The sequence below is a fragment of the Methylobacterium sp. Leaf113 genome, from assembly GCF_001423325.1.
Classification (GTDB): domain Bacteria; phylum Pseudomonadota; class Alphaproteobacteria; order Rhizobiales; family Beijerinckiaceae; genus Methylobacterium.
On record NZ_LMNJ01000051.1, the window covers coordinates 205,538 to 227,283 of the forward strand.

Here is a 21,746-nt window from a genome sequence, read left to right on the forward strand (position 1 = left end):
CGCCAGCCCGTAATCTTGAGGTCTCGGGGCCGCTCAGCCCCGCCCGACATAGCGGTCGCGTCCCGCGCCCAGGCTGCACAGAAACGCCGCGATCGCGATGGCGCAGAACAGGGCCGTCGAGGCGGCCCAGGTGCCGGTCAGGTCGTGGGCCAGACCGAAGCTCAGGGGGCCGAGCGAGGCCAGGGTGTAGCCGACGCTCTGCGACATCGCCGCGAGACTGCCGGCGGCGGCCGGATCGCGGGCACGCAGGACGATGATGGTGAGGCCGAGGCCGAACAGCCCGCCGAGGCCCGCTCCGAGCAGCATGCCCACCGGAAGTGCCCAGGACAGCGGCCCGTAGACCAGCGTCACGAGCGAGACGATGCACAGGCCGAGAAGCCCGGCGGCGAAGCCGCGCTGGTCGCGCACCCGTGCCGCGAAGGATGGCACCAGCAGCGCCGCCGGGGCCTGCCCGATGCTCATCAGTGAGGACACGAACCCGGCCTCGACCGCGCTGAGCCCCCGGTCGTGCAACACCAGGGGCAACCAGCCGAACATGATGTAGGCCAGCGACGATTGCAGGCCCATGAACCCGGTGACCTGCCAGGCGATCCGGTCGCGCCACAGGGAGATCCGGCGCGCGTGTCCGGCCTGCGCATCGGCGCCCGTCGCGAATGGCGCCCAGGCGACGGTTGCCAGGATGGCCGGGAGCGCCCACACCCCGAGGGCCACGGGCCAGCTTCCGAGCTGGTTGGCCAGGGGCACCGCGAGGCCCGCCCCCGCCGCCGCACCGAGGCAGAGCACCATGGTGTAGAGGCCGGTGACGAATCCGGTCAGTCCCGGGAAGTCGCGCTTGACCAGCCCCGGCAGGAGCACACCCGAGAGGCCGATCCCGAAGGCGGCGAGGCAGGCGCCAACGAAGAGCGGCCCGAGCCCCCCGAGGCCGCGCAGGCCCGAACCCAGCGCCACGATCGCCACCGCCAGCAGCACGCCGCGATCGGCCCCGAAGCGTCGCATCACCAAAGGACCGAGGGTGCAGGCGAGACCGATGCACAGCACCGGAAGCGTGGTGAGCAGGGCCGCCCCGGCGGCACTCAGGGCGGTCTCGGCGCGGATGCGCTCCAGCAGCGGGCCGACGGTGGTCAGGGCGGGGCGCATGTTGAAGGCGACCAGCAGGATGCCGAGACCGAGAAGGATCGGCCGGGCTCGCGTCGGAGATGTCGTCTTCACGCGCTGCGCCGCCGTACCGCCAGGGTGGTGAGGAAACCCCCGATCCAGACCAGCCCGAACGGCAGGTCGCCGAGGCGGGCATAGAGCGTCCGCCCGGAGAGCCGGGTCGGCAGGTCGGCATCGAGCACGCCCTCGACGCCGAGCGGCAGGCTGGCGGTGATGCGGCCATGGGCGTCGATCACGCCCGAAATGCCGGTGTTGGCGTCGCGCACCAGGGGCAGCCCTTCCTCCACGGCACGCAGACGCGCCTGGGCGAGGTGCTGGCGTGGCCCCGGCGTGTCGCCGAACCAGGCGTCGTTGGTCAGATTGAGGATCAGGCCGGGAACCGGCGGCGGCCCGTTCGGCGTGGCGCCCGGCACGATCGCGCCCGGAAAGATCGCCTCGTAGCAGATCGTCGCCGCCACAGGGGGCAGGCCCGGAATGGTCATGATCCGCTGGGTCGCCCGGTCGCCCGCGGTGAAGCCGCCCGGGATCGAGACGAACTGCCGGATGTGCAGGGCGCGCAGGGTCGCGTCGAGGGGTCCGGGCAGGTACTCGCCGAAGGGCACCAGGTGGACCTTGTCGTAGATGTCGCCGAGCTTCGGCCCGGCCGACATCGTCAGGATGCTGTTGAAGAAGCGCGGACGCGCGTCGCCCACCGGCACTTCGGCCCGCGCCGCCCCGGTGATGAGCTGCTTGCCCGGCGGGAAGGCGGCGGCGATCCGGGCCAGGGCCTCGGGATCGCGCTGGATCAGGAACGGAAAGGCCGATTCCGGCCAGATCACGTGCGTGACGTCGGCGATGCCGGTACGGTCGGGCGCGGCGGCGCGGTCGCTGAGTTCGAGGTAGCGGTCGAGGATGTCCTGACGGTTCTCGGGCCGGAACTTGGCGTCCTGGTTGAGATTTGGCTGGACCAGGCGCAGGCGCACGCCCGACACGATCGGATCGGCGGCGGCCGGAACCCGCGCGGCGCCGAATCCCGCGAGGGCCGCCAGGGCGAAGCCGGCGAGGACCAGCGGCCCGAAGCGTCCGCGCGCGCTGTCCGCCACCGCCAGGGTCGCGGGGGCGGCCGCGATGAGGATCGCCAGAAGGGTCAGGCCATAGAGGCCGACCAGGGACGCGCCCTGCATCAGCCACAGGTTCTGCCCCAGCGCCATGCCGAGCGTATTCCAGGGAAACCCGGTGAAGAGGTGCCCGCGCAGCCACTCGCTGGCGGACAGGCCGAGCGCGAGGGCGACGATGCGCAGTGCCCGGCGCGACCACAGCAGCCGGGCGAGCCCGAAGCCGAGGGCGTAGAACAGGGCCAGTACCGCCGGCAGGCCGACGACACCCAGGGGCAGCGCCCACAGGAACTCCTCGGCCTCCACCAGGAAAGCCGATCCGAGCCACCACAGACCCGCGGTGAGATAGCCGAACCCCCAGGCCCAACCGATCACCGCGCTGGCGAGGACGGCCCCGCGCGTGGCCCGGCGTCCGGTGGCGGCGCCATCGATCAGCCAGACCGCGACGCACAGGGATACGACGAGGGCGGGAAACAGCCCGAAGGGCGGCATCGCCAGGGCGCCGGCGGCGCCGGCCGCCATGGCGACGGCGATGCGGCGCCAGCCTGCGGTCAGCATCACCCACTGCGCCAGGGCGGCGAGCGGCCCCGTCGCCGCTCCGTAACCGGCGCGTCCCACGACGCTCGACGTCATGCGAAACCCGTCACGGGGCCGGCGATCCGGGCGGCGTGGGCGCCGGCAGGGCCAGCGGAACCACGGCGGTGATGCGGGCATCCCCCCGCTGCAGGCGCAGGCGCTTGACCCGGCGCGGATCGGCGTCGAGCACCTCGAATTCGAGGTTCCCAGGACCGCTGATCAGTTCTCCGCGCGAGGGCACGCGCCCCGCCAGGGTCACGATCAGGCCGCCGATGGTGTCGATCTCCTCGGCCATCTCGCCGACCGCCGCCACGAGGTCGACGCCGCTCGCGGCGGAGACCTCGGCGAGGCCCGCCCGGGCATCGGCGACGAACACGTCGCTCTCCCCATCGACGCGCTGGATCAGGTGTCCCTCGGCGACATCGTGCTCGTCCTCGATGTCGCCCACCACCATCTCGACCAGATCCTCGATCGAGATCAGGCCGTCGGTGCCGCCATACTCGTCGATCACGAGGGCCATGTGGGTGCGCGTCGCCTGCATCCGGACCAGCAGATCGATGGCCGGCATCGAGGGCGGCACGAACAGCACCGGGCGCTGGATACGGGTCGCCGCCAGCGTCGCCGAGAGGTCGACCTGGGCGAGGTTGAGGCTGCGCAGAGCGCGGGCGCCCCGGCGGGCCCGCGGCGGCAGGACCGGGGCGGCCTCGCCCTCCGGCTGCGTCGGCGCCGCACGGCGGCTGCCGGCCTCGGCCCGGGCAGCGATGTGGTCGACGAAGTCGCGGATGTGGACCATGCCGCGCGGGTCGTCGAGGGTTTCCCCGTAGACCGGAAGCCGGGAATGCCCGGCCGTGCGGAACAGCTTCAGCAGGTCGCCGAGGCTGGTGTCCATCGAGACCGCGACGATGTCGGCCCGGGGAATCATGACGTCGTCGACCCGCACCTTGTGCAGGCCGAGCACGTTCTTCAGCATGGCGCGTTCGAGGGGCGAGAACGCATTCTCGCCAGTGTCGGGCTCGGCCAGCGCGCCCTCGATGTCGTCGCGCAGCGAATCGCGCGGGCGAAGATGGAACACGTGGAGGAGGCGGTCGTACCAGGGCTCGCGGGCCTGGTTCTCACCATCGCCGGAACTGGGCGCGGCCTGGGCCGCGCCGCGACTTCGATCGTTCGTCATGTCTCTCTGATCTGGGATGTCGGGCGGGATCGCCGCTCACTCCGTGCAGGTCTCTGCAGCATAGGGGTCGGGCACGCCAAGGGTCCGAAGCGCCGCCACCTCGAGGGCTTCCATCGCCTCGGCATCCGCCTCGCCGGTCTCGTGGTCCTGACCGAGGAGGTGAAGGGTGCCATGGACGAGGAGATGGGCCAGATGGTCGCTGAGCGGCTTCGACTGCTCGGCACTCTCGCGCAGCATCGTGTCATACGCAAGAACGACGTCGCCGAGCGGACGCGGCACGCCCGGATGAGTGGGCTGGGGCGCAGCCGGGAAAGACAGCACGTTGGTCGGCTTGTCCTTGCCGCGCCAAGTCCGGTTCAGGTCCTGCACCGCCGCATCGTTGGTGAGCAGCACGCTGATCTCGAACTCGCCCTCCGGCGCCTCGGGGGCGGCGGCGAGCCCGGCTTCCACGGCCCGGATCACGAACGCTTCGAGATCCGGCGCCACGCTCGTCCAGCGCGCGTCCTCGACCGCGACGTCGATCTCGGCCGAAACGGCAGCGCTCACGACAGGGGCCTCCGGCGCGACAGGGGCGCCCGGTCGGCATCGCCCTCCCCGTGCGACGCCGCCTCGTAGGCGGTGACGATGCGGCGGACGAGGTCGTGGCGCACCACGTCGACGTCGCGGAAGGTGATGCGGCCGATGCCCTCGACGCCGTCGAGCACGCGCACGGCCTCGACCAGGCCGGATTTCTGGCCCGGCGGCAAATCGATCTGGCTCGGATCGCCGGTGATGATCATGCGGGAATTCTCACCGAGCCGGGTCAGAAACATCTTCATCTGCATCGAGGTGGTGTTCTGCGCCTCGTCGAGGAGCACCACGGCGTTGGTCAGGGTGCGTCCGCGCATGAAAGCCAGCGGCGCGATCTCGATGATGCCGGTCTGCAGACCGCGATCGACGTGGCGCGCCTCCATGAAATCGTAGAGCGCGTCGTAGATCGGCCGCAGGTAGGGATCGACCTTGTCGCGCATGTCGCCCGGCAGGAAGCCCAGGCGCTCGCCGGCCTCGACGGCGGGGCGCGACAGGATCAGGCGCTCGACATGGCCCTGCTCCAGCAGGGAGACCGCATGGCCCACGGCGAGCCAGGTCTTGCCCGTCCCGGCCGGTCCCTCGGCGAAGACGAGTTCGTGGCTGCGCAGGGCCTTGATGTAGGCGTCCTGCGCGCGGTTGCGGGCGCGCACGGCACCGCGCTTGCGCGTGGCGATCTGGTCGAACACGGCCCGGTCGGGCTCGGCGCTGACCTCGGCGGCGGGAAAGAGGTTGCCCTGCTGCGTCGTTTCCTGGATCGCCCCATCGACGTCGCCGAGGGTCAGCGGCAGCCCGTTGGTCTTGACCCGGGCATAGAGCCGCTCGAACACCTTGCGGCCCTTCTCGGCCGCCTCGACGCTGCCCTTCAGCACGAGATGATTGCCGAGCGCCGTGGCGGTGACGCCGAGACGGCGCTCGATATGGGCGACGTTCTGGTCGTACTGGCCGAAGACAAGGCTCGCGAGGCGGTTGTCGTCGAAGGTCAGCGCGACCTCCTCGGTTTCGACCGGCCCCCCGATCCGCGCCGCCGGGCCGCGCCCCCGCAGGGCGCCGCCACGTCCGCCCGACCCTTCAGTTCCTGGCACGCCGTTGTCCTTCATTGCCGTCCGGGACGGATCGCAGGCTGCGAAGCCGTTTCGCACCGCGTGTCCGGAGAAGCCCCTGACATCGGAATTCGTTGCGCCACGTCCAGCGCTTCCCCGGCGCGGCGTATCGCCCGACCGGAGACCGGACGCGTCGCCGCTGCGCTCCGAGCGCTCAAGCGGCCGCCGCCGTGTCGCCGACCGTCTCGCCGAACAGGCTGTTGGAGCCGGCCCGCACCACCCGCACCGGCACCACCGTGCCGATGGTCGACGCCGGCGCATCGAATTGCACCGGCAGCAGATGGGGCGTCTTGCCGGCGACCTGGCCAGGGTGGCGCCCGACCTTCTCGACCAGGACCTCGACCACATGGCCGACGGCCGAGGCGTTGAAGGCGTGCCGCTGCGCGTCGAGCAAAGCCTGGAGCGCGGCCAGACGCTCGGACTTCACCGCCTCCGGCACCGCATCGACGCTGTCGGCGGCCGGGGTGCCGGGACGCGGGCTGTACTTGAACGAGAAGGCGCTGGCGAAGCCGATATCGCGCACCAGCCGCATCGTCTCCTCGAACTCCGCATCGGTCTCGCCGGGAAAGCCGACGATGAAGTCCGACGACAGGGCGATGTCGGGCCGGGCCGCTCGCACCCGCTCGATGATCCGCCGATAGGCGTCGCCGCTGTGCTTGCGGTTCATCGCCCGTAGCACCCGGTCGGAGCCGGACTGCACCGGCAGGTGCAGGTACGGCATCAGCGCCGGGATCGTCCCGTGGGCGGCGATCAGATCGTCGTCCATGTCGTTGGGGTGGCTCGTGGTGTAGCGCAGGCGCAGGAGGCCGGGCAGACGCTCCAGCGCCCGCAGCAGAACCGGCAGGGTCGCGCTTTCGCCGTCCGGCCCGAGGCCGTGATAGGCGTTGACGTTCTGACCGATCAGCGTGATCTCGCGCACCCCGCCGCGCACCAGCTTCTCGGCCTCCGCCAGGATCGCTGCCACGGAACGCGAGACCTCGGCGCCGCGGGTATAGGGCACCACGCAGAAGGCGCAGAACTTGTCGCAGCCCTCCTGCACCGTGAGGAAGGCGGTGACGCCGTGGGTCCGGCGGGCCGGCAGATGGTCGAACTTGTCCTCGACCGGAAACTCGGTGTCGACCACGCGCCCGGTGGCGGAGCGCGCCAGCAGATCCGGCAGGCGATGGTAGTTCTGCGGCCCCACCACCACGTCGACGGTCGCGGCGCGGGCCAGGATCTCGGCCCCCTCGGCCTGGGCGACGCAGCCCGCCACCACGATCTTGGTGTCGCGTCCGGCCTGCGCCCGCTCACCCTTCAGCACACGCAGGCGCCCAAGCTCCGAATAGACTTTGTCGGCGGCCTTCTCGCGGATGTGGCAGGTGTTGAGGATGACGACATCCGCGTCCTCCACCACGTCGGTGGCCGCATAGCCCTCGGCGCCCAGCACGTCCGCCATGCGGGCGGCGTCGTAGGCGTTCATCTGGCAGCCGTAGGATTTGACGTAGGCTTTCTTCAACAGTCCGATTCCGAGGATGAGGATGTGCGGCCGCCCATAGCACGGATCGGCGCCGCCGTCGCGATGCCCTGGTGGATCGGCAACTCCCTCCCCGGCAGGCTCGTGCTGGAGCGCGTTCCGGCGGGGCGGCGCCCACACCAGACCGGCCCGAGGGGCGGGCGTCCGGTCGTGCCGCGCTGGACCGCCTCGCGCACGGAGGCTTCCGCCAGGGCGGTGGCGCGCTTGCGGTCGGTGCCGGCTTCGAAGGCGATCGGCGCGCCCCAGGTGACGTGGATGTCGAGGGGACCGCCGGCCAGGAAGCTGGCGAGGTGGGGCGCGAGGTCCATGTCGCCGTACCAGGCGATCTCGGGGCGCTCGGCACGCACCACCGGCAGGCCGTTCCGGCGCGGATAGGTGAGCGCCAGCGGCTGCAGGCGGATGCGGGCCGGGCCCTCTCCGGCGACGGCCGCGCGGGCGGCGCCCACGAGCGAGGAGCGGAACGGCAGCAGCCGGGTCCCGTCGCCCGTGGTGCCCTCGGCGAACAGCACGATGAGATCGCCCCCCGCCAGACGGCGCGCCACCGTGGCGTTGACGCTGGCGGTGTCGGCGCGGCGGGTCCGGTCGATGAAGACCGTGCGCTGGAGCCGCGCCAGGGTGCCGACCACCGGCCAGCCGGCGATCTCGGATTTGGCCACGAAGGAGAGCGGCCGCAGGGAGCCGAGGACGAGGATGTCGAGCCAGGACACGTGGTTGGCGAGCACCAGGGCCGGCTCGCCCGGCTTGGGCGGGGTGCCGCTCTGGGTCACCCGCAGGTCGAACAGCATCCGGAAGGCGCGGTGGAACAGCACCGGCATCCAGGCCGCGATCCGTCCGCGCCCGAAGCGCAGGCTGAGAAGGTGGGGGCCAACGATCGCGCCGAAGAGGAGCGCGCAGAGGAGGAGCCGGATCGCCGTGCCGACGCGGGTCATCGCGCGCTCAGGCGCCGTGACGCCGGATCACGCCAGCACCGCCGTCATGGTCAGCGCGGTCGCGCGCTGGCCGTCGGCGCGGGTGTAGTAGCCCGTCCGCTCGCCGACCTGCCGGAAGCCGTGGCGGGCGTAGAGCTTCAGCGCCGGGGCGTTGCCCTCGTCGACCTCCAGATGGACGGTGCGGATGCCGGTCTGGGCCAGGTGTTGGAGATGCGCGCTCACCAGCTTATGCGAGAGGCCGCCGCCGCGCACGCCCGGCGCCAGCACCACCGTGAGGATCTCGGCCTCGTCTGCGGCGCGGCGCGACAGGACGAAGCCCTGGATCGCACCGTTCTTCCACAGGGCATGCGCCTCGGTGGAACGCTCGCACAGCATGCGCTCGAACTCGTGCGCGTCCCAGGGGCGGGCGAAGGCGGTGGCGTGGATGCGGGCCAGCGCCCGGGCCTGACCGGAATCACGCAGAACGGTCACGTAGGGCGCCGTGCCCCAGGCTTCCCACCAGGCGGACCAGACCTCGAAGGGCCAGAAGGGAGTCAGGGGTCGGGTCATCGGCGCGCAAGCCTCGCATGATCCTGCGGCTGGGCGTCGGGGCCACGCAGGTAGAGCGGCCGGGCCAGGGCCTGGGCCGGATCGGCGAGCATGCCGAGCGAGGCGATCCAGCCGATCTCGGCGGCCCCGGTGCCGGCGACCTCGACGGCGAATCCGCGGGCCTTGGCGGCGGCGGCGATCAGGGGCGCACCGGAGCCAACCAGCGTCACGACGCCATCGAGCATCGCCGCCGCCTCCGCGACCGGAACGTGGCTCGGCGGCACCACGATGCCGTCCGTCATGCTCATCGCCTGGAGGTAGACCGAGCCGTGACGCGCGTCGATGGCGGCGACGATCAGGCCCTCGCCGTTGAGCGCCAGCAGCGGCGCCAGCAGGGCCGACAGGGTGGTGACGCCGACCACCGGAATGCCGGTGGCGAGACCGATGGCGCGGGCGGCCGAAAGCCCCACCCGCAGGCCGGTGTAGCTGCCCGGCCCGACCGTCACGGCGACGCGGTCCAGCGCCTCGAAACCGCCCTCGACCCGGGCGACCACGCGCTCGATCATCGGCAGCAGGGCCTCGGCATGGCCGCGACCTAGGACCATCGACTCGTGGGCGAGGAGATCGTCGGTGGCATCCGAGGCGATGCAGACGGAACAGGCGTCGAGCGCCGTGTCGATGGCGAGGATACGCAAACTCACTCCCGATCGTGCCGCGGCCCCGGAGCGCGCCTGCGTCCCGGGACGGCCTGACGTTAAGACAAAAACGGCCGCTCCGGCAGAGCGGAGCGGCCGTCAGGGACACATTCGCGCAAACCTGTTGCGGCTTTGCGCCGAACGGGCGGTTTCTCGACCTCGGATCGCCGATTTGGGATCGCCGACCTTAGATCGCTTGCACCTCGCGGATTTCCGGCAGGAAGTGCCGGAACAGGTTCTGCACGCCGTTGCGCAGGGTGGCGGTGGAGGACGGGCAGCCCGAGCAGGCGCCCTTCATCTCGAGGTAGACCACGCCTTCCTTGTAGCCCCGGAAGGTGATGTCGCCGCCGTCGCCGGCCACGGCCGGACGAACGCGGGTCTCCAGCAGGTCCTTGATCGTCTCGACCGTCTCGAGGTCGGCCGGATCGAAGAACTCCTCGGCATCCTCGCTGCCGACGACGTGGCCCTCGGCCAGGGTCGGCGCACCGGACTGGAAATGCTCCATGATCGCGCCGAGCACGGCCGGCTTCACCTGCGGCCAGAGATTGTCGTCCTCGGCCTTGGTGACCGAGATGAAATCGTGCCCGAGATAGACGCCCGAGACGCCGGGCACGTCGAACAGGCGGGTCGCCAGGGGCGAGCGGGCCGCGGCCTCGGCGTCGCGCGCCTCGAAGGTGCCCTCGGTCAGGACCACGCGGCCGGGCAGGAACTTCAGGGTGGCGGGATTCGGAGTGGCTTCGGTCTGGATGAACATGGCTCAGAAAGATCCTCGTCCGCTGCGCCGGTTCAAGGCCGGCCGGGAATGACGCCGGAAGGCTCCGCCGCCCTCTCCATGTGGACCGGAGCGGCGATTTTCTCAACCGTGCGGGCTGCGCAGAGCCCGCCCCGAAACCGCCGGGACCGGGTTGGACAAGAGGCCGCACCTCGTGTATGGCCCGCCTCAATTCAAAACAGGATGCCGAAATCCTGACGCACGCGGTCCCATCCGGGGATCACGGGCGCGCACCGGCAGGATATCATCGATGAACATCATCCAGCAGCTCGAGCAGGAGCAGATCGCTTCGCTCGGCAAGACCATTCCCGACTTCCAGCCCGGTGACACCGTGACGGTGAACGTGAAGGTGAAGGAAGGCGAGCGCACCCGCGTGCAGGCCTATGAGGGCGTCTGCATCGCGCGCTCCGGTGGCGGCCTCAACGAGAGCTTCACCGTCCGCAAGATCTCCTACGGCGAAGGCGTCGAGCGCGTGTTCCCGCTCTACTCGCCGCTGATCGATTCGATCGCCGTCGTCCGTCGCGGCAAGGTGCGTCGCGCCAAGCTGTACTACCTGCGCGACCGTCGCGGTAAGTCCGCCCGTATCGTCGAGCGCGCCGATCGCCCCGCCGAGAAGGCCGCCAAGGCCGATGCCTCGAAGGCGAACAAGGACGCCCGCAAGGCCGAGAAGGCCGCCAAGAGCGCGGCCAAGAACGCTGCCGAGTAAGATCGCAGCAGGATCCGATGAACATCTGACGGGCGCATCGCGCGCGCGTCAGCCGGATACGAGAAGGCCTGCGCGGGATATCGCGCGGGCCTTCCGTCGTTTTCGGAGCAGAATCCGCGCCACCGACCGGACGATCGGTGATCAGGCCTGCACGGCGAGGCGTCGGCGGCCCGTGACGAACCAGCCCTCGTCCCGGGATAATCCGAATCGCAGGGCGGCGTTGTGGGCGACCCAGTCCAGCGCGGCAGGCTCCGGCATGGCGCCGGCGAAGTGGAAGCCCTGAAGGATCGGGCATCCGAGCTGCTTCAGGATGTCGAACTGGGCGCGGGTCTCGACGCCTTCGGCCACCACCGTCACCCCGAGGGTCCGGGCGAAGGCCAGGATGGCCTTCATCAGCAGGCGGTCCCGTTCCTCGTCGACGAGGTTCTTGATGAAGCTCCGATCGATCTTCAGGCAGTCGAAGCGCAGGTTGCGCAGGGCTCCGATCGACGAGTACGCGACGCCGAAATCATCGACGATGATGCCGACTCCCATCCCGATCAGCGCCTCGACGTCCGCCCCGCCCCGCTCGCTCGAATAGACCGCCTCCTCGGTGATCTCGATCGCGAGGCGCGCCGGCGCGACCTGGTGGGCCGCCAGTTCGGCGGCGACCATCGCGGCGAGGGGATAGCTGCCGAATTCACTCGGCGACATGTTGATCGAGACACGGACGTGGGAATGGCCGGCGGCATCGAGCTGCTGCGCCATACGACAGCCGTCGCGCAGGATGACCTGCATCACGGCGCGCGACTGGCGCGTCGCCAGGGCAGCCGCGATCACGTCCGGGGGCGACACCCACCCCAGCTTCGGATGGTTCCAGCGCAGCAGCGCCTCGACCCCGACCACCGCGCCGGTCCGACTCTCGACCTGGGGCTGGAACCAGGCCCGGATCGCCCGGCTCTCCAGGGCGCCGGCGAGGTCGCGCTCGATCTCCCGCTTGATCCGCGCCACCCGGTACATGGCCTCCTCGTACCGGCACCAAGCGCCACGGCCCTTCGATTTCGCGACATAGAGGGCCAGGTCGGCATGGCATTGCAGGTCTACGAGGGTGTCGGCGTCACCCGGGTAGCGGGCGATGCCGACGCTGGCCCCCGCCTGGACGGTCTGGCCGGACGCCGTGACGAGCACGGCAAGCTGCGCCACGATCTCCCGCGCCAGCCTCGGCCCGTCGTCCCGGCCGGGCGGACCGGGGACCAGGGCGGCGAACTCGTCGCCTCCGAGACGCGCGACCACGGCCTCCGCGCCGAGAATCCGTCTCAGGCGCGCACCGGATTCGACCAGGACCGCGTCGCCGACCGCATGCCCGAAGGTGTCGTTGATGCCCTTGAAGCGATCGAGGTCGATCAGCAGGATCCAGAACTCCTCCCGATCCGCCGCCCCATTCCCCAGGCGTGCCTCGAAGGCGGCTTGATAGGCCGCCCGGTTGAACAGGCCGGTCAGGTGATCGTGGGACGCCGAATATTCGAGGCGGCGCAGGGCCTGCTCGGCGGCGAGATTGGCGGCCTTCAACGATTCGGCCAGCGCGGTGGCTTCCAGCTTGAGGCGGCTCGATTCCAGGTAATGCGCCTCCTGGTCAGTCGCGCCGCGAATCATCAGCACCGCGAGGATGATCAGGTTCACGGCGATGATCTGCGCGCTGAGTGATCCCTCGACGAGGAACAGCACCGTGAGGACCGAGAGGCTCGGAAGCATGAAGGCGATGGCGGGAGCCCGGGACACCTTGCTCTGGATGACCCCGGCATTCAGGCTGCAGAAGGCCAGGGCGACCGCCACCGACTGGGTGTGTCCGTTCTGCGCGAGGCCGATCAGGGCACCGGCCCAGCACAGGCCCGAGAGCAGGGCGCCGATCCACGCGAAGGCCAGGACCCGGTCGGGGTACCGGTCCGCGTGGCTCAGCCTCAGCCATCGGGCGGCAATCAGGGCACGGGAGAAGTTGAGCAGGGCGTTGACGCCGACGAAGGCGAGGATCAGCGCGCGAGGAACCAGCTCCCACATCATCCCGCCGAGGGACACCGAGACGAACACGTTCGCAATTAGCGTCGGGCGCATGCCCCGCAGGACCTCGCGCGCCCGATCGCGCTCGATGATCGCCTCGACGGAGCTGAGCTCGTTCCTGATCAAGGCTGATCTCTCGTCCCGCGCTCGAACACCCTGGCATTCTGCCACGCCGGCTATCTGACAGACCAATCGGTAAATATATCGTGCGTCCTTCGAATAACGCAGCCTATAGGGGGAATCATCAAAAACAAGAACTTGTCTTCAACAACATAAGATTTCAAATTTACAGCACATCACACCGCAACGTCCGTGCCTGTCGAACGACGGATGTCCGTCACCGCTCGATGGATGTCATTGCGTCGAACCCCTCGTCGCTCGTCGTTCCCGATCCGACCTTTGCCTGCGGCGCGCAGAGGATCGAGCAACGAAAAAGTCCCGCCGGGTCCTAGGACCCGGCGGGACTCGATCAGCCTTCACGATGAGACGGTGAGTTTACTCGGCGGCGATGCTGTGAGCCTGGCTGCCGTCGGTATAAGTCTCGGCCTGGAGCCGCTTGCCCGGCGCGGCGCGGCCCGGAAGCGGCGGCAGAGCCTTGGCCTTCTCCAGATCGATCCCCGCACCCTCGGCGACGCGACGGCCGTAATCTTCGTCGGCGTGCCAGAAGTGCCAGACCATGCGCAGCTGGATCGGCTCCGGGCACTGCTTCATATCGCCGACGAGGTTGGCGATGAGGTCGTCACGCTCCCAATCCTGGAACGAACGGTAGCGCACGCCGGCCTGGGTGTAGTCGTCCTCGGTGCGCGAGGTCTGGTAGCGGCCGAGCTGGCCCTGCACCGGCTGGTGATAGTCCTTGGCCGGCTTCGGCGCCTCGCGCAGACCCTCGGCCAGGGTCGAGGGCTCGTAGTTGATGTGGGCATTCGGGCCGGTGCCGTCGACGCCGTAGGTCATCTGGCCGTCGCGCTGATTCGAATAGACCTTCACGCCTGGCTGCGGCGCGTTGATCGGCAGCTGGAGGTAGTTGGCGCCGACGCGGTAGCGCTGCGTGTCCGAGTAGGACAACGTCCGGCCCTGGAGCATCTTGTCGTCCGAGAAGTCGATGCCGTCCACGAGCACGCCCGTGCCGAAGGCCGACTGCTCGACCTCGGCGAAGAAGTTGTCCGGCACGCGATCGAGCACCATGCGGCCGACGGGCAGCAGCGGGAAGTCCTCGACCGGCCAGAGCTTGGTGTCGTCGAGGGGATCGAACGACAGGTGGTCGTTCGGACCGTCGGGCATGATCTGCACGCAGAATTCCCACTCGGGGAAGTTGCCGGCCTTGATGTTGTCGTAGAGGTCGCGCGTGGCGTGGCCGACATCCTTGGCCTGGATCTCGGACGCCTGGGCCGAGGTCAGGTTGCGGACGCCCTGCTTGGGCTCCCAATGGAACTTGCACAGCACGGCTTCGCCCTGGTCATTGACCAGCTTGTAGGTGTTGACGCCCGAGCCCTCCATCTCGCGATAGTTGGCGGGGATGCCCCAGGGCGACTTGAGGTGGGTCACCATGTGGATGGCTTCGGGATGCTGCGCCACGAAGTCGAAGAAGCGCCACGCCTCCTGCCGGTTGGTCACCGGATCGGGCTTGAACGCGTGGATCATGTCGGGGAACTTGATCGCGTCGCGGATGAAGAAGACCTTGAGGTTGTTGCCGACCAGATCCCAGTTGCCGTCGACGGTCTTGAACTTCACCGCGAAGCCGCGCGGGTCGCGCTCGGTCTCGGGGCTCTCCTTGGCGCCGGCCACGGTGGAGAAGCGCACGAACATCGGCGTCTTGACGCCGGTCTCGTTGAGAACGCGGGCGCGGGTGTACTTGGAGGCCGGCTCGTTGCCGATCTTGCCATAGGCCTCGAAGTAGCCGTGAGCGCCGGCGCCGCGGGCGTGGACGACGCGCTCCGGGATACGCTCGCGATCGAAATGCGTGATCTTCTCGATGAACTGGTAGTTCTCGAGGGTCGCGGGGCCGCGCTCGCCAACCGTACGGGTGCTCTGGTTGTCGCGAACCGGGTGGCCCTGTCGGGTGGTCAGGATCGGGCGCTGATCGCTCATGCGGTGCTCTCTCGCTCAGATAAGATCGTCGCGGCGACCGCCGCATCCGAATCTTGGAATCATTCCGAGCCGGTCTTATGGACCCGCGCCGGCGATTTGGCTAATGCATCGTGGCGAAAGGGATGATAGGCAAAGCCTATGAATATGTCGGGCCTGTCCCTGCGCGATCTCGAATATGTCGTCGCCGTCGCCGAGGAGATGCATTTCGGCCGGGCCGCCGAGCGCTGCAATGTCAGCCAGCCCACCCTGAGTGTCCAGGTCCGCAAGCTGGAAGACCTGCTCGGCCTGGCTTTGTTCGAGCGCGGCAATCGCCGGGTGATGCTGACCCCGGCCGGCCAGACCATCGTGCGCCAGGCCCGCATCGTCATGGCGGAGGCCCAGCGCCTCCTGGTCCTGGCCAGCGAGGGGCGCGGCGCCCCGCTCACCGGCCGCCTCGTCCTGGCGGCCATCCAGACGCTCGGGCCCTACCTGTTCCCCCTGGTGTTGCGGACCCTGCGCCAGGAGTTTCCGCTGCTGGCCCTGGCCCTGAGCGAGGCCCGCACCGCCGAGATTCTCGAAGGATTGCGCAACGGCCGCATCGACGCGGCCCTGATCTCGCTGCCGGTGCCGGCCTCCGGGCTCACCGTGTCGCCGCTCTTCGTCGAGCCGTTCCAACTCGCCTGCCCGGCCGAGCACCCCCTCGCCCGGGGCGGTGCGCTCCGCGCCACCGACATCGCTGGGCCGGACCTCCTCCTCCTCGACGAGGGCAACTGCCTGCGCGACCAGACCGTGGCGGCCTGCGGCGCCGGCTCCGCCGCCGGGCGCCACGCCACCAGCCTGGAGACCCTGCGCTCGATGGTGGCGGCGGGGGCCGGATACACCCTGCTGCCCACGCTGGCGGTTCCCACCGGACCCGACCCGAGCGGCCTCACGGTGACCCGCAGCTTCGACGTCGACGGCCCCGGCCGTACGATCGCCCTGGCCTGGCGCACCAGCGATCCGCGCAGCGACGGCCTCGCCCATCTCGCAGCCTTCTTCCGCGCCCATGCCCCGTCCGGCACCACCGCCTGCCGCGACGACGGCATGCCCCGCCCGCGCATCCCGCGCCGTGACAGCGTGGCCGATCCGGTGTAGCGCCCGGCACGACGGGCCGTACGGCCCGGCCTTCGCGTCTCTCCGCATCCTTCCGGCCTCTCCGTGCTCTCACTGCGCTTTCTCGGCCGTTGGGCGGCTCTCCTCGGCGCCTCCGGCCTCCTGGCCTATGGCCTCGACCACGCGCATTTTCCGGCGGCGCTCCTGCTCGGGCCGATGGTGGCGGCGATCGCCTTCGGCGTCGGCGGCGCGAACCTGTCGGTGCCGAAATTCGGCTTCCAGGCGGCCCAGGCGATGATCGGTTGCCTCGTCGCCCATACGGTGACCGGCGAGATCGTCCGCACGGTGTCGGAGGACGGCGCCCTGATCCTGGCGGTGGTGCTGGTCACGGTGCTGGTCGGCGGCGCGGTGGGCTGGGCGCTCACCCGCCTGCGCATCCTGCCGGGCTCCACCGCGGCCTGGGGCTCGTCCCCCGGAGGCGCCGCCGCCATGGTGGCGATGTCGGAGGAGTACGGCGCCGATCCCCGCCTCGTGGCCTTCATGCAATACGTGCGGGTGGTCGCCGTGGTGCTGTCGGCCTCCGTCATGGCCCGCCTGCTCACCGATGTCACCGACGTGGTGCCGGCATCCGACCCCTTCAGCGTGGCGCCGCTCTCGATCCTGGCGACCCTGGCGGTGGCGGCCGCCGGCGCCGTTCTGGCGAAGGTCCTGCGCCTGCCGGCCTTCGCGCTGATCGGGCCGATGCTGCTCGGCGCGGCGCTCCACGCCTCCGGCCTCGTGTCGATGGCACTGCCCATGCCGGTCCTCGACCTCGCCTACGCCACCATCGGCTGGTATGTCGGCCTGCGTTTCCGGCGCGAGACCCTGCGCGAAACGGTGAGCGCCCTGCCGGGCATCATGATCGCCACCCTGGGGGTGATCGCCCTGTGCGGCGGCTGGGCCTACGGTCTGACCTTCCTGCTGCCCATCGACTTTCTCACCGCCTACCTCGCCACCAGTCCCGGCGGGCTCGATTCGGTGGCGATCATCGCGGTCGGCTCGAAGGTCGACGTGTCCTTCGTGCTCGCAGTCCAGACCCTGCGGCTGTTCGTGGTGCTGGTCACCGGACCGGTCGTGGCCAAGTGGATCACCCGCAGCGCTCCGGCGGCCCGCTGAGATGCACGCCCTCTATCTCGCCTTCCTCAATTCCTGGCGCGGCCTCGTGCACGGCGCCCGCACCGAGCGAGCCGTGCGCCTCGAACTCGTGCTGCTGGTCCTCGGGGTGCCGCTGGGGCTGCTGCTCGGCTCCACGCTCTGGGTCCGGGTCGCCCTGCTGGCGAGCCTGCTGCTGATGCTGGCCGCCGAGTTCCTCAACACCGCGATCGAGAAGCTCTGCGACCACCTCCATCCCGGGCACCATCCCAAGATCGGCATCGTCAAGGATCTCGCCTCGGCCGGGACCTTCTCGGCCCAGGGCATCGCCGCGCTGATCTGGATCGCCGCCCTGGTCGAGCGCCTGTCAGACCACCCCTGACGCCGCATCACAAGGCGACGCCCTCGCCCCGAACCCGCGACGGACGGCGTCGTCGCCATCGCGCGGCGGCTCCCGCGACAGAACCTCGCCCAAGACAGAACCTCGCCCAGGACAGAACCTCGCCCGCGACAGAACCTCGCCCGCGACAGGACCTCGCCCGCGACAGGACCTCGCCCGCGACAGGACCTCGCCCGCGACAGGACCTCGCCCGCGACAGGACCTCGCTCGCTTCTGGCGCGCCGAGCGCCTATGTGCGGGCATCCGTCTTCCGCATCGCCGCCTCGCCGGAGCCCGTGTCTCCTTGACCGACTACATCCGCAAGATCCTCACCGCCCGCGTCTACGACGTCGCCATCGAGAGTCCGCTCGACCCGATGCCGCGCATGTCGGCGCGCCTGGGCCGCCCGGTGCTCCTGAAGCGCGAGGACCTGCAGCCGGTCTTCTCGTTCAAGCTGCGCGGCGCCTACAACAAGATGTCGGGCCTGTCGCCCGAGCTGCTGGCCAAGGGCGTCGTCTGCGCCTCGGCCGGCAACCATGCGCAGGGCGTGGCGCTCGCCGCCGCACGGCTCAACGTCCGCGCCGTCATCGTGATGCCGCGCACGACTCCGGCGATCAAGGTCGATGCCTGCCGGGCGCGCGGCGCCGAGGTCATCCTGTTCGGCGATGCCTTCGACGAGGCGCTGGGCCATGCCCGCGAATTGGAGGCGCGCGATGGGCTGACCTTCCTGCACCCCTTCGACGATCCCGACGTGATCGCCGGCCAGGGCACCATCGGGATGGAGATCCTGACCCAGCATTCCGGGCCGATCGAGGCGATCTTCGTGCCCGTCGGCGGCGGCGGCCTCGCCGCGGGCATCGCCACCTTCGTGAAATACCTGCGGCCCGAGACCAAGGTCGTCGGCGTCGAGCCGGACGATGCCGCCTGCATGGCGGCCGCCCTGGCGGCCGGGAAACGGGTGGTGCTGCCCACCGTCGGCCTGTTCGCCGACGGCGTCGCCGTGCGCGAGGCCGGAGCCGAGACCTTCCGGCTCTGCGCCGAGTTCCTCGACGAGGTCATCACCGTCGACACCGATGCGATGTGCGCGGCGGTCAAGGACATCTTCGACGACACCCGCGCCATCTCGGAGCCCTCGGGCGCCCTGGCGCTCGCCGGCGCCAAGGCCTACGCCGCGCGCCAGGGGGACGGCGCCGGGGCGGGGACCGGCACGCTGGTGGCGATCTCCAGCGGCGCCAACCTCAACTTCGACCGCCTGCGTCACATCGCCGAGCGGGCCGAGATCGGCGAGGAGCGCGAGGTCCTGCTCGGCGTCACCATCCCCGAGCGCCAGGGCGCGTACCGCGCCTTCATCCAGACCCTCGGGCCGCGGGCGATCACCGAGTTCAACTACCGCTACGCGACCGGCACCGATGCGCAGATCTTCGTCGGCATCAATCTCGCCGGCGGCGCGCGGGAGAAGCACGGCCTGATCGAATCGCTGCGCGCCGCCGGCTACCGGACCGTCGACATGAGCGACAACGAGATGGCCAAGGTCCATATCCGCTACATGGTCGGCGGCCGGACCACCGGGCTCGCCCACGAACGGCTCTACCGCTTCCAGTTCCCGGAGCGCCCGGGCGCGCTGATGAAGTTCCTCGACGCGCTCGGCGACGACTTCGACATCAGCCTGTTCCACTACCGCAATCACGGAGCCGATTACGGTCGCGTGCTCGCCGGCATCGGTGTGCCGCCGGCGGACCGCGCCCGCTTCGATGCCGCCATCGCGAAGCTGGACTATCCGTGCATCGACGAGACCGACAACCCGGCCTACCGGATGTTTCTCGACGACGGCGGAGCATCCGGCCGGGAAGCTGCCTGAGCCGGATGGGTTTCGGCCATCCGGTTTGAGTTGGCGTGTGGTCGACCAGAGTCTCCGCCGCGTCGCTGGCCGAAACGCAGCAATTGATGCCGCGTCGGCGGAGCGTAACCGGCAGTCACTGCCTGGGCTGCCGAGCGACGGGCGGGCTGAAACCTAATTCTTCAGTATTTGGTTGCATGATCGGGCTTCGCATTTCCCGATCGGTGCCCTTCGATGCCTCGTCTCTCCAGTCTGAACTTCCGCCTTCCCGCAATCACGGTCGGGCTCGCCCTCGTCAGCGCCACCGTGATGGGCGGGCTGAGCTGGTACAGCGCCCGCGCCGGGCTGGTGGATGCTGCCCAGGAGCGCCTGCAATTCGCCGCCTCGGCCCGCAAGGCGGGAATCGAGCTGGTGGCCGAGCGGGTCGGCGGCGACCTCGTCACCATCGCGGGCAACCCGCAGGTGGGCGGCAATTTCGGCGACCTCGTCGAAGCCCTCGATCCGGCCAAGGCCGATTTCGCCGGTCTCGTCCGCACCTACACCGAGGGCGCGACGCTGGAAGCCCGCCTCGGCGCCGAGGCGGCCGGCACGATGTACGGACGTCGCCACGCCAAGGTCCAGGAGGTCGCCCGCAAGATCCTGGAGCGGCCGGGCTATGCCGACCTCGTCTTCGTCTCCGAGGACGGCCGCATCGTCTACACCACGACCAAGGGCAAGGATTTCGGACGCGCCCTGGCCGAACCCGATCTGGCCGGCACCGGCCTCGTCCGTCTGGTGGAGCGCCTGAAGGCTTCCGGTTCCGACGCGACCCTCTACGAGGATTACGGCGCCTACCCGGCCGATGCCGTGCCGTCGGCCTTCATCGGCCGCGCCATCGCGCGCCGCGCCAACGTCGCCATGGGGACCGGCCAGGACTCGGCCCGGATCGGCTTCGTCGTGATGCGCCTGACGCCGGCCCTGTTCGACCGCAACCTCGCGGATCGCGGCGGCCTCGGCGAGACCGGTCAGGTCATGGCGGTGGGCGGCGACGGCGCCCTGCGCAGCGACCCGCCGCTCACGGCCAACTCCGGCAAGCCCGTGACCGCCGGCACACCCGTGACGGCTCTGGGCCTCGACAAGGATGCCCTGGCGAGCGGGCGCCCCTTCACCTACCAGGACGGCGCCGGGCGCCGCATGGTCGCCACCGCCAAGGTCTCGGTGCTCGGCGCACCGTGGACCATCCTGGCCGAGCAGTCCGAGGACGAGACGCTGGCGGCGGTCGGAACCCTGACCCGGGCGCTGGCCTTCACGGCCCTGGCGGTGCTGGCTGTCACGGCGATTCTCGGCCTGCTGTTCGCCCGCACCATCGTCGGTCCCCTCGGCGCCCTGACCCGCGCCCTGCAGGCGCTTGCCCGCCGCGAGACCCTGGCCGAGGTGCCGGGCAGCCGCCGCGCCGACGAGATCGGCGACATCGCCCGCGCGGTCGTCACCATCCGGGACATCTCCCTGGAAGAAGCCGCCCAGCAGCTCCAGACCACCGAGGCGGCACGCCTGCGCCAGGAGACCGAGCGCCGCGCCCTGCTGCGCGACCTCGCCGACCGGTTCGAGCACTCCGTCGGCGGCATCGTCGGCACCGTTTCACAAGCTTCGTCCGACCTCCAGGGCGCGGCCTCGGGCATGACCGAGGCGGTGGCCGGCACCGCCCGTCGCTCCAGCTCGGTCGCGGCGACCGCGCAGGAGACCGCCGGCAACGTCAACGCGGTGGCGGTGGCGGCCGAGGAACTCGGCGCCACGGTCGGTGAGATCGGCCGGCAGGTGGAGCAGGCCTCCGCCATGTCGGGTCAGGCCGTCGAGGAGGCGGGCCGCACCGCCGCCACCATGCAGACCCTGTCCGAGGCCGCGACCCGGATCGGCGACGTGGTCGGCCTCGTCTCGCAGATCGCCAGCCAGACCAACCTCCTGGCGCTCAACGCCACCATCGAGGCGGCCCGGGCCGGCGAGGCCGGGCGCGGCTTCGCCGTGGTCGCCTCGGAGGTGAAGAACCTCGCCGAGCAGACCAGCCGCGCCACCACCGAGATCGCCGAGCAGGTCGAGGCGATCCGTTCCGCCACCACCGGCGCCACCGGGGCGATCCGCAGCATCGTCACCCGCATCGAGAGCATGAGCGTCGTCACCAGCAGCATCGCTGCGGCGGTCGAGGAGCAGGGTGTCACCACCCAGGAGATCGTCCGCAACATGGGCCAGGCCTCGGCCGGCACCGGGGCGATGAGCCAGGACATCGAGGCGGTGGCGCATGCGGCGGCGGAGGCCGGCGCCACGGCGGCCCAGGTCCAGCGCGCCTCGGCGGACCTGTCGCGCCAGTCCGAGCACCTGCGCACCGAGGTCGGCACCTTCCTCGCCACCGTGCGGGCCGCCTGAGGC

At 70.4% G+C, this 21,746-nt stretch carries 18 protein-coding genes; 6 read left to right on the top strand and 12 right to left on the bottom strand.

From position 1 onward, the window contains the following. Positions 1-33: 33 nt before the first annotated feature. The 10 genes from ASF60_RS20510 to ASF60_RS20555 all read right to left on the bottom strand — a co-directional run bounded on the left by ASF60_RS20510 (position 34) and on the right by ASF60_RS20555 (position 10,085). Positions 34-1,209, bottom strand: a complete 1,176-nt coding sequence (locus ASF60_RS20510) for an MFS transporter (RefSeq protein ID WP_244478524.1) — start codon at positions 1,207-1,209, stop codon at positions 34-36. Beyond that, the gene (gene lnt / locus ASF60_RS20515) at positions 1,206-2,882 is read right to left on the bottom strand and encodes an apolipoprotein N-acyltransferase (RefSeq protein ID WP_056189500.1); all 1,677 of its coding nucleotides are present in this window, start codon (positions 2,880-2,882) and stop codon (positions 1,206-1,208) included. Before lnt ends, ASF60_RS20510 begins: the two co-directional genes overlap by 4 nt. A gap of 10 nt (positions 2,883-2,892) precedes the next feature. After that, the gene (locus ASF60_RS20520) at positions 2,893-3,996 is read right to left on the bottom strand and encodes a hemolysin family protein (protein ID WP_056189503.1); all 1,104 of its coding nucleotides are present in this window, start codon (positions 3,994-3,996) and stop codon (positions 2,893-2,895) included. A 36-nt stretch (positions 3,997-4,032) separates the two neighbouring features. Next, positions 4,033-4,542 carry an rRNA maturation RNase YbeY gene (ybeY, locus tag ASF60_RS20525; protein ID WP_056189507.1) on the bottom strand — a complete coding sequence of 170 codons (510 nt, stop codon included), beginning with the start codon at positions 4,540-4,542 and terminating at the stop codon, positions 4,033-4,035. Continuing rightward, a complete protein-coding gene (locus ASF60_RS20530) occupies positions 4,539-5,663 on the bottom strand; it encodes a PhoH family protein (protein ID WP_056189510.1) in 1,125 nt (374 codons plus the stop codon). Before ASF60_RS20530 ends, ybeY begins: the two co-directional genes overlap by 4 nt. A gap of 157 nt (positions 5,664-5,820) precedes the next feature. Further along, positions 5,821-7,161 (bottom strand): tRNA (N6-isopentenyl adenosine(37)-C2)-methylthiotransferase MiaB, encoded by a 1,341-nt coding sequence (gene miaB / locus ASF60_RS20535; protein ID WP_056189513.1) that lies wholly within the window; start codon positions 7,159-7,161, stop codon positions 5,821-5,823. Then, the gene (locus tag ASF60_RS20540) at positions 7,158-8,108 is read right to left on the bottom strand and encodes a lysophospholipid acyltransferase family protein (protein WP_082508104.1); all 951 of its coding nucleotides are present in this window, start codon (positions 8,106-8,108) and stop codon (positions 7,158-7,160) included. Before ASF60_RS20540 ends, miaB begins: the two co-directional genes overlap by 4 nt. A gap of 27 nt (positions 8,109-8,135) precedes the next feature. Then, positions 8,136-8,657, bottom strand: a complete 522-nt coding sequence (locus tag ASF60_RS20545; RefSeq protein WP_056189516.1) for a GNAT family N-acetyltransferase — start codon at positions 8,655-8,657, stop codon at positions 8,136-8,138. Further along, positions 8,654-9,331: a tRNA (adenosine(37)-N6)-threonylcarbamoyltransferase complex dimerization subunit type 1 TsaB gene (tsaB, locus tag ASF60_RS20550; RefSeq protein WP_056189520.1), complete on the bottom strand. Its 678-nt coding sequence runs from the start codon at positions 9,329-9,331 to the stop codon at positions 8,654-8,656. Before tsaB ends, ASF60_RS20545 begins: the two co-directional genes overlap by 4 nt. 187 nt (positions 9,332-9,518) lie before the next feature. Beyond that, the gene (locus ASF60_RS20555) at positions 9,519-10,085 is read right to left on the bottom strand and encodes a NifU family protein (RefSeq protein WP_056189523.1); all 567 of its coding nucleotides are present in this window, start codon (positions 10,083-10,085) and stop codon (positions 9,519-9,521) included. 268 nt (positions 10,086-10,353) lie between these two features. Here ASF60_RS20555 and rplS point away from each other — a divergent pair, with 268 nt between their 5' ends. After that, positions 10,354-10,809, top strand: a complete 456-nt coding sequence (gene rplS / locus ASF60_RS20560; protein WP_056189527.1) for a 50S ribosomal protein L19 — start codon at positions 10,354-10,356, stop codon at positions 10,807-10,809. A 141-nt stretch (positions 10,810-10,950) separates the two neighbouring features. On the opposite strand, the gene ASF60_RS20565 is transcribed toward rplS, so the two are convergent. Then, the gene (locus ASF60_RS20565) at positions 10,951-12,969 is read right to left on the bottom strand and encodes a putative bifunctional diguanylate cyclase/phosphodiesterase (RefSeq protein ID WP_056189530.1); all 2,019 of its coding nucleotides are present in this window, start codon (positions 12,967-12,969) and stop codon (positions 10,951-10,953) included. Between the two features lie 369 nt (positions 12,970-13,338). After that, on the bottom strand, positions 13,339-14,928 hold the full coding sequence (locus ASF60_RS20570) for a catalase (protein ID WP_056189532.1): 1,590 nt from the start codon (positions 14,926-14,928) through the stop codon (positions 13,339-13,341). A 138-nt stretch (positions 14,929-15,066) separates the two neighbouring features. On the opposite strand from ASF60_RS20570, the gene ASF60_RS20575 reads away from it, so the two are divergent. The 5 genes from ASF60_RS20575 (at position 15,067) to ASF60_RS20595 (ending at position 21,743) form a co-directional block, all read left to right on the top strand. Next, a complete protein-coding gene (locus ASF60_RS20575) occupies positions 15,067-16,041 on the top strand; it encodes a LysR substrate-binding domain-containing protein (RefSeq protein WP_056189535.1) in 975 nt (324 codons plus the stop codon). A 63-nt stretch (positions 16,042-16,104) separates the two neighbouring features. Then, positions 16,105-17,154 (top strand): AbrB family transcriptional regulator, encoded by a 1,050-nt coding sequence (locus ASF60_RS20580; RefSeq protein WP_056189537.1) that lies wholly within the window; start codon positions 16,105-16,107, stop codon positions 17,152-17,154. A gap of 1 nt (position 17,155) precedes the next feature. Continuing rightward, positions 17,156-17,512, top strand: coding sequence for a diacylglycerol kinase (locus ASF60_RS20585; RefSeq protein WP_056189539.1), 357 nt, complete (start codon positions 17,156-17,158; stop codon positions 17,510-17,512). Positions 17,513-17,813: 301 nt separating this feature from the next. Then, a complete protein-coding gene (ilvA, locus tag ASF60_RS20590; RefSeq protein WP_056189544.1) occupies positions 17,814-19,367 on the top strand; it encodes a threonine ammonia-lyase, biosynthetic in 1,554 nt (517 codons plus the stop codon). A gap of 213 nt (positions 19,368-19,580) precedes the next feature. Further along, positions 19,581-21,743, top strand: a complete 2,163-nt coding sequence (locus tag ASF60_RS20595; protein ID WP_056189547.1) for a methyl-accepting chemotaxis protein — start codon at positions 19,581-19,583, stop codon at positions 21,741-21,743. Positions 21,744-21,746: the final 3 nt, after the last annotated feature.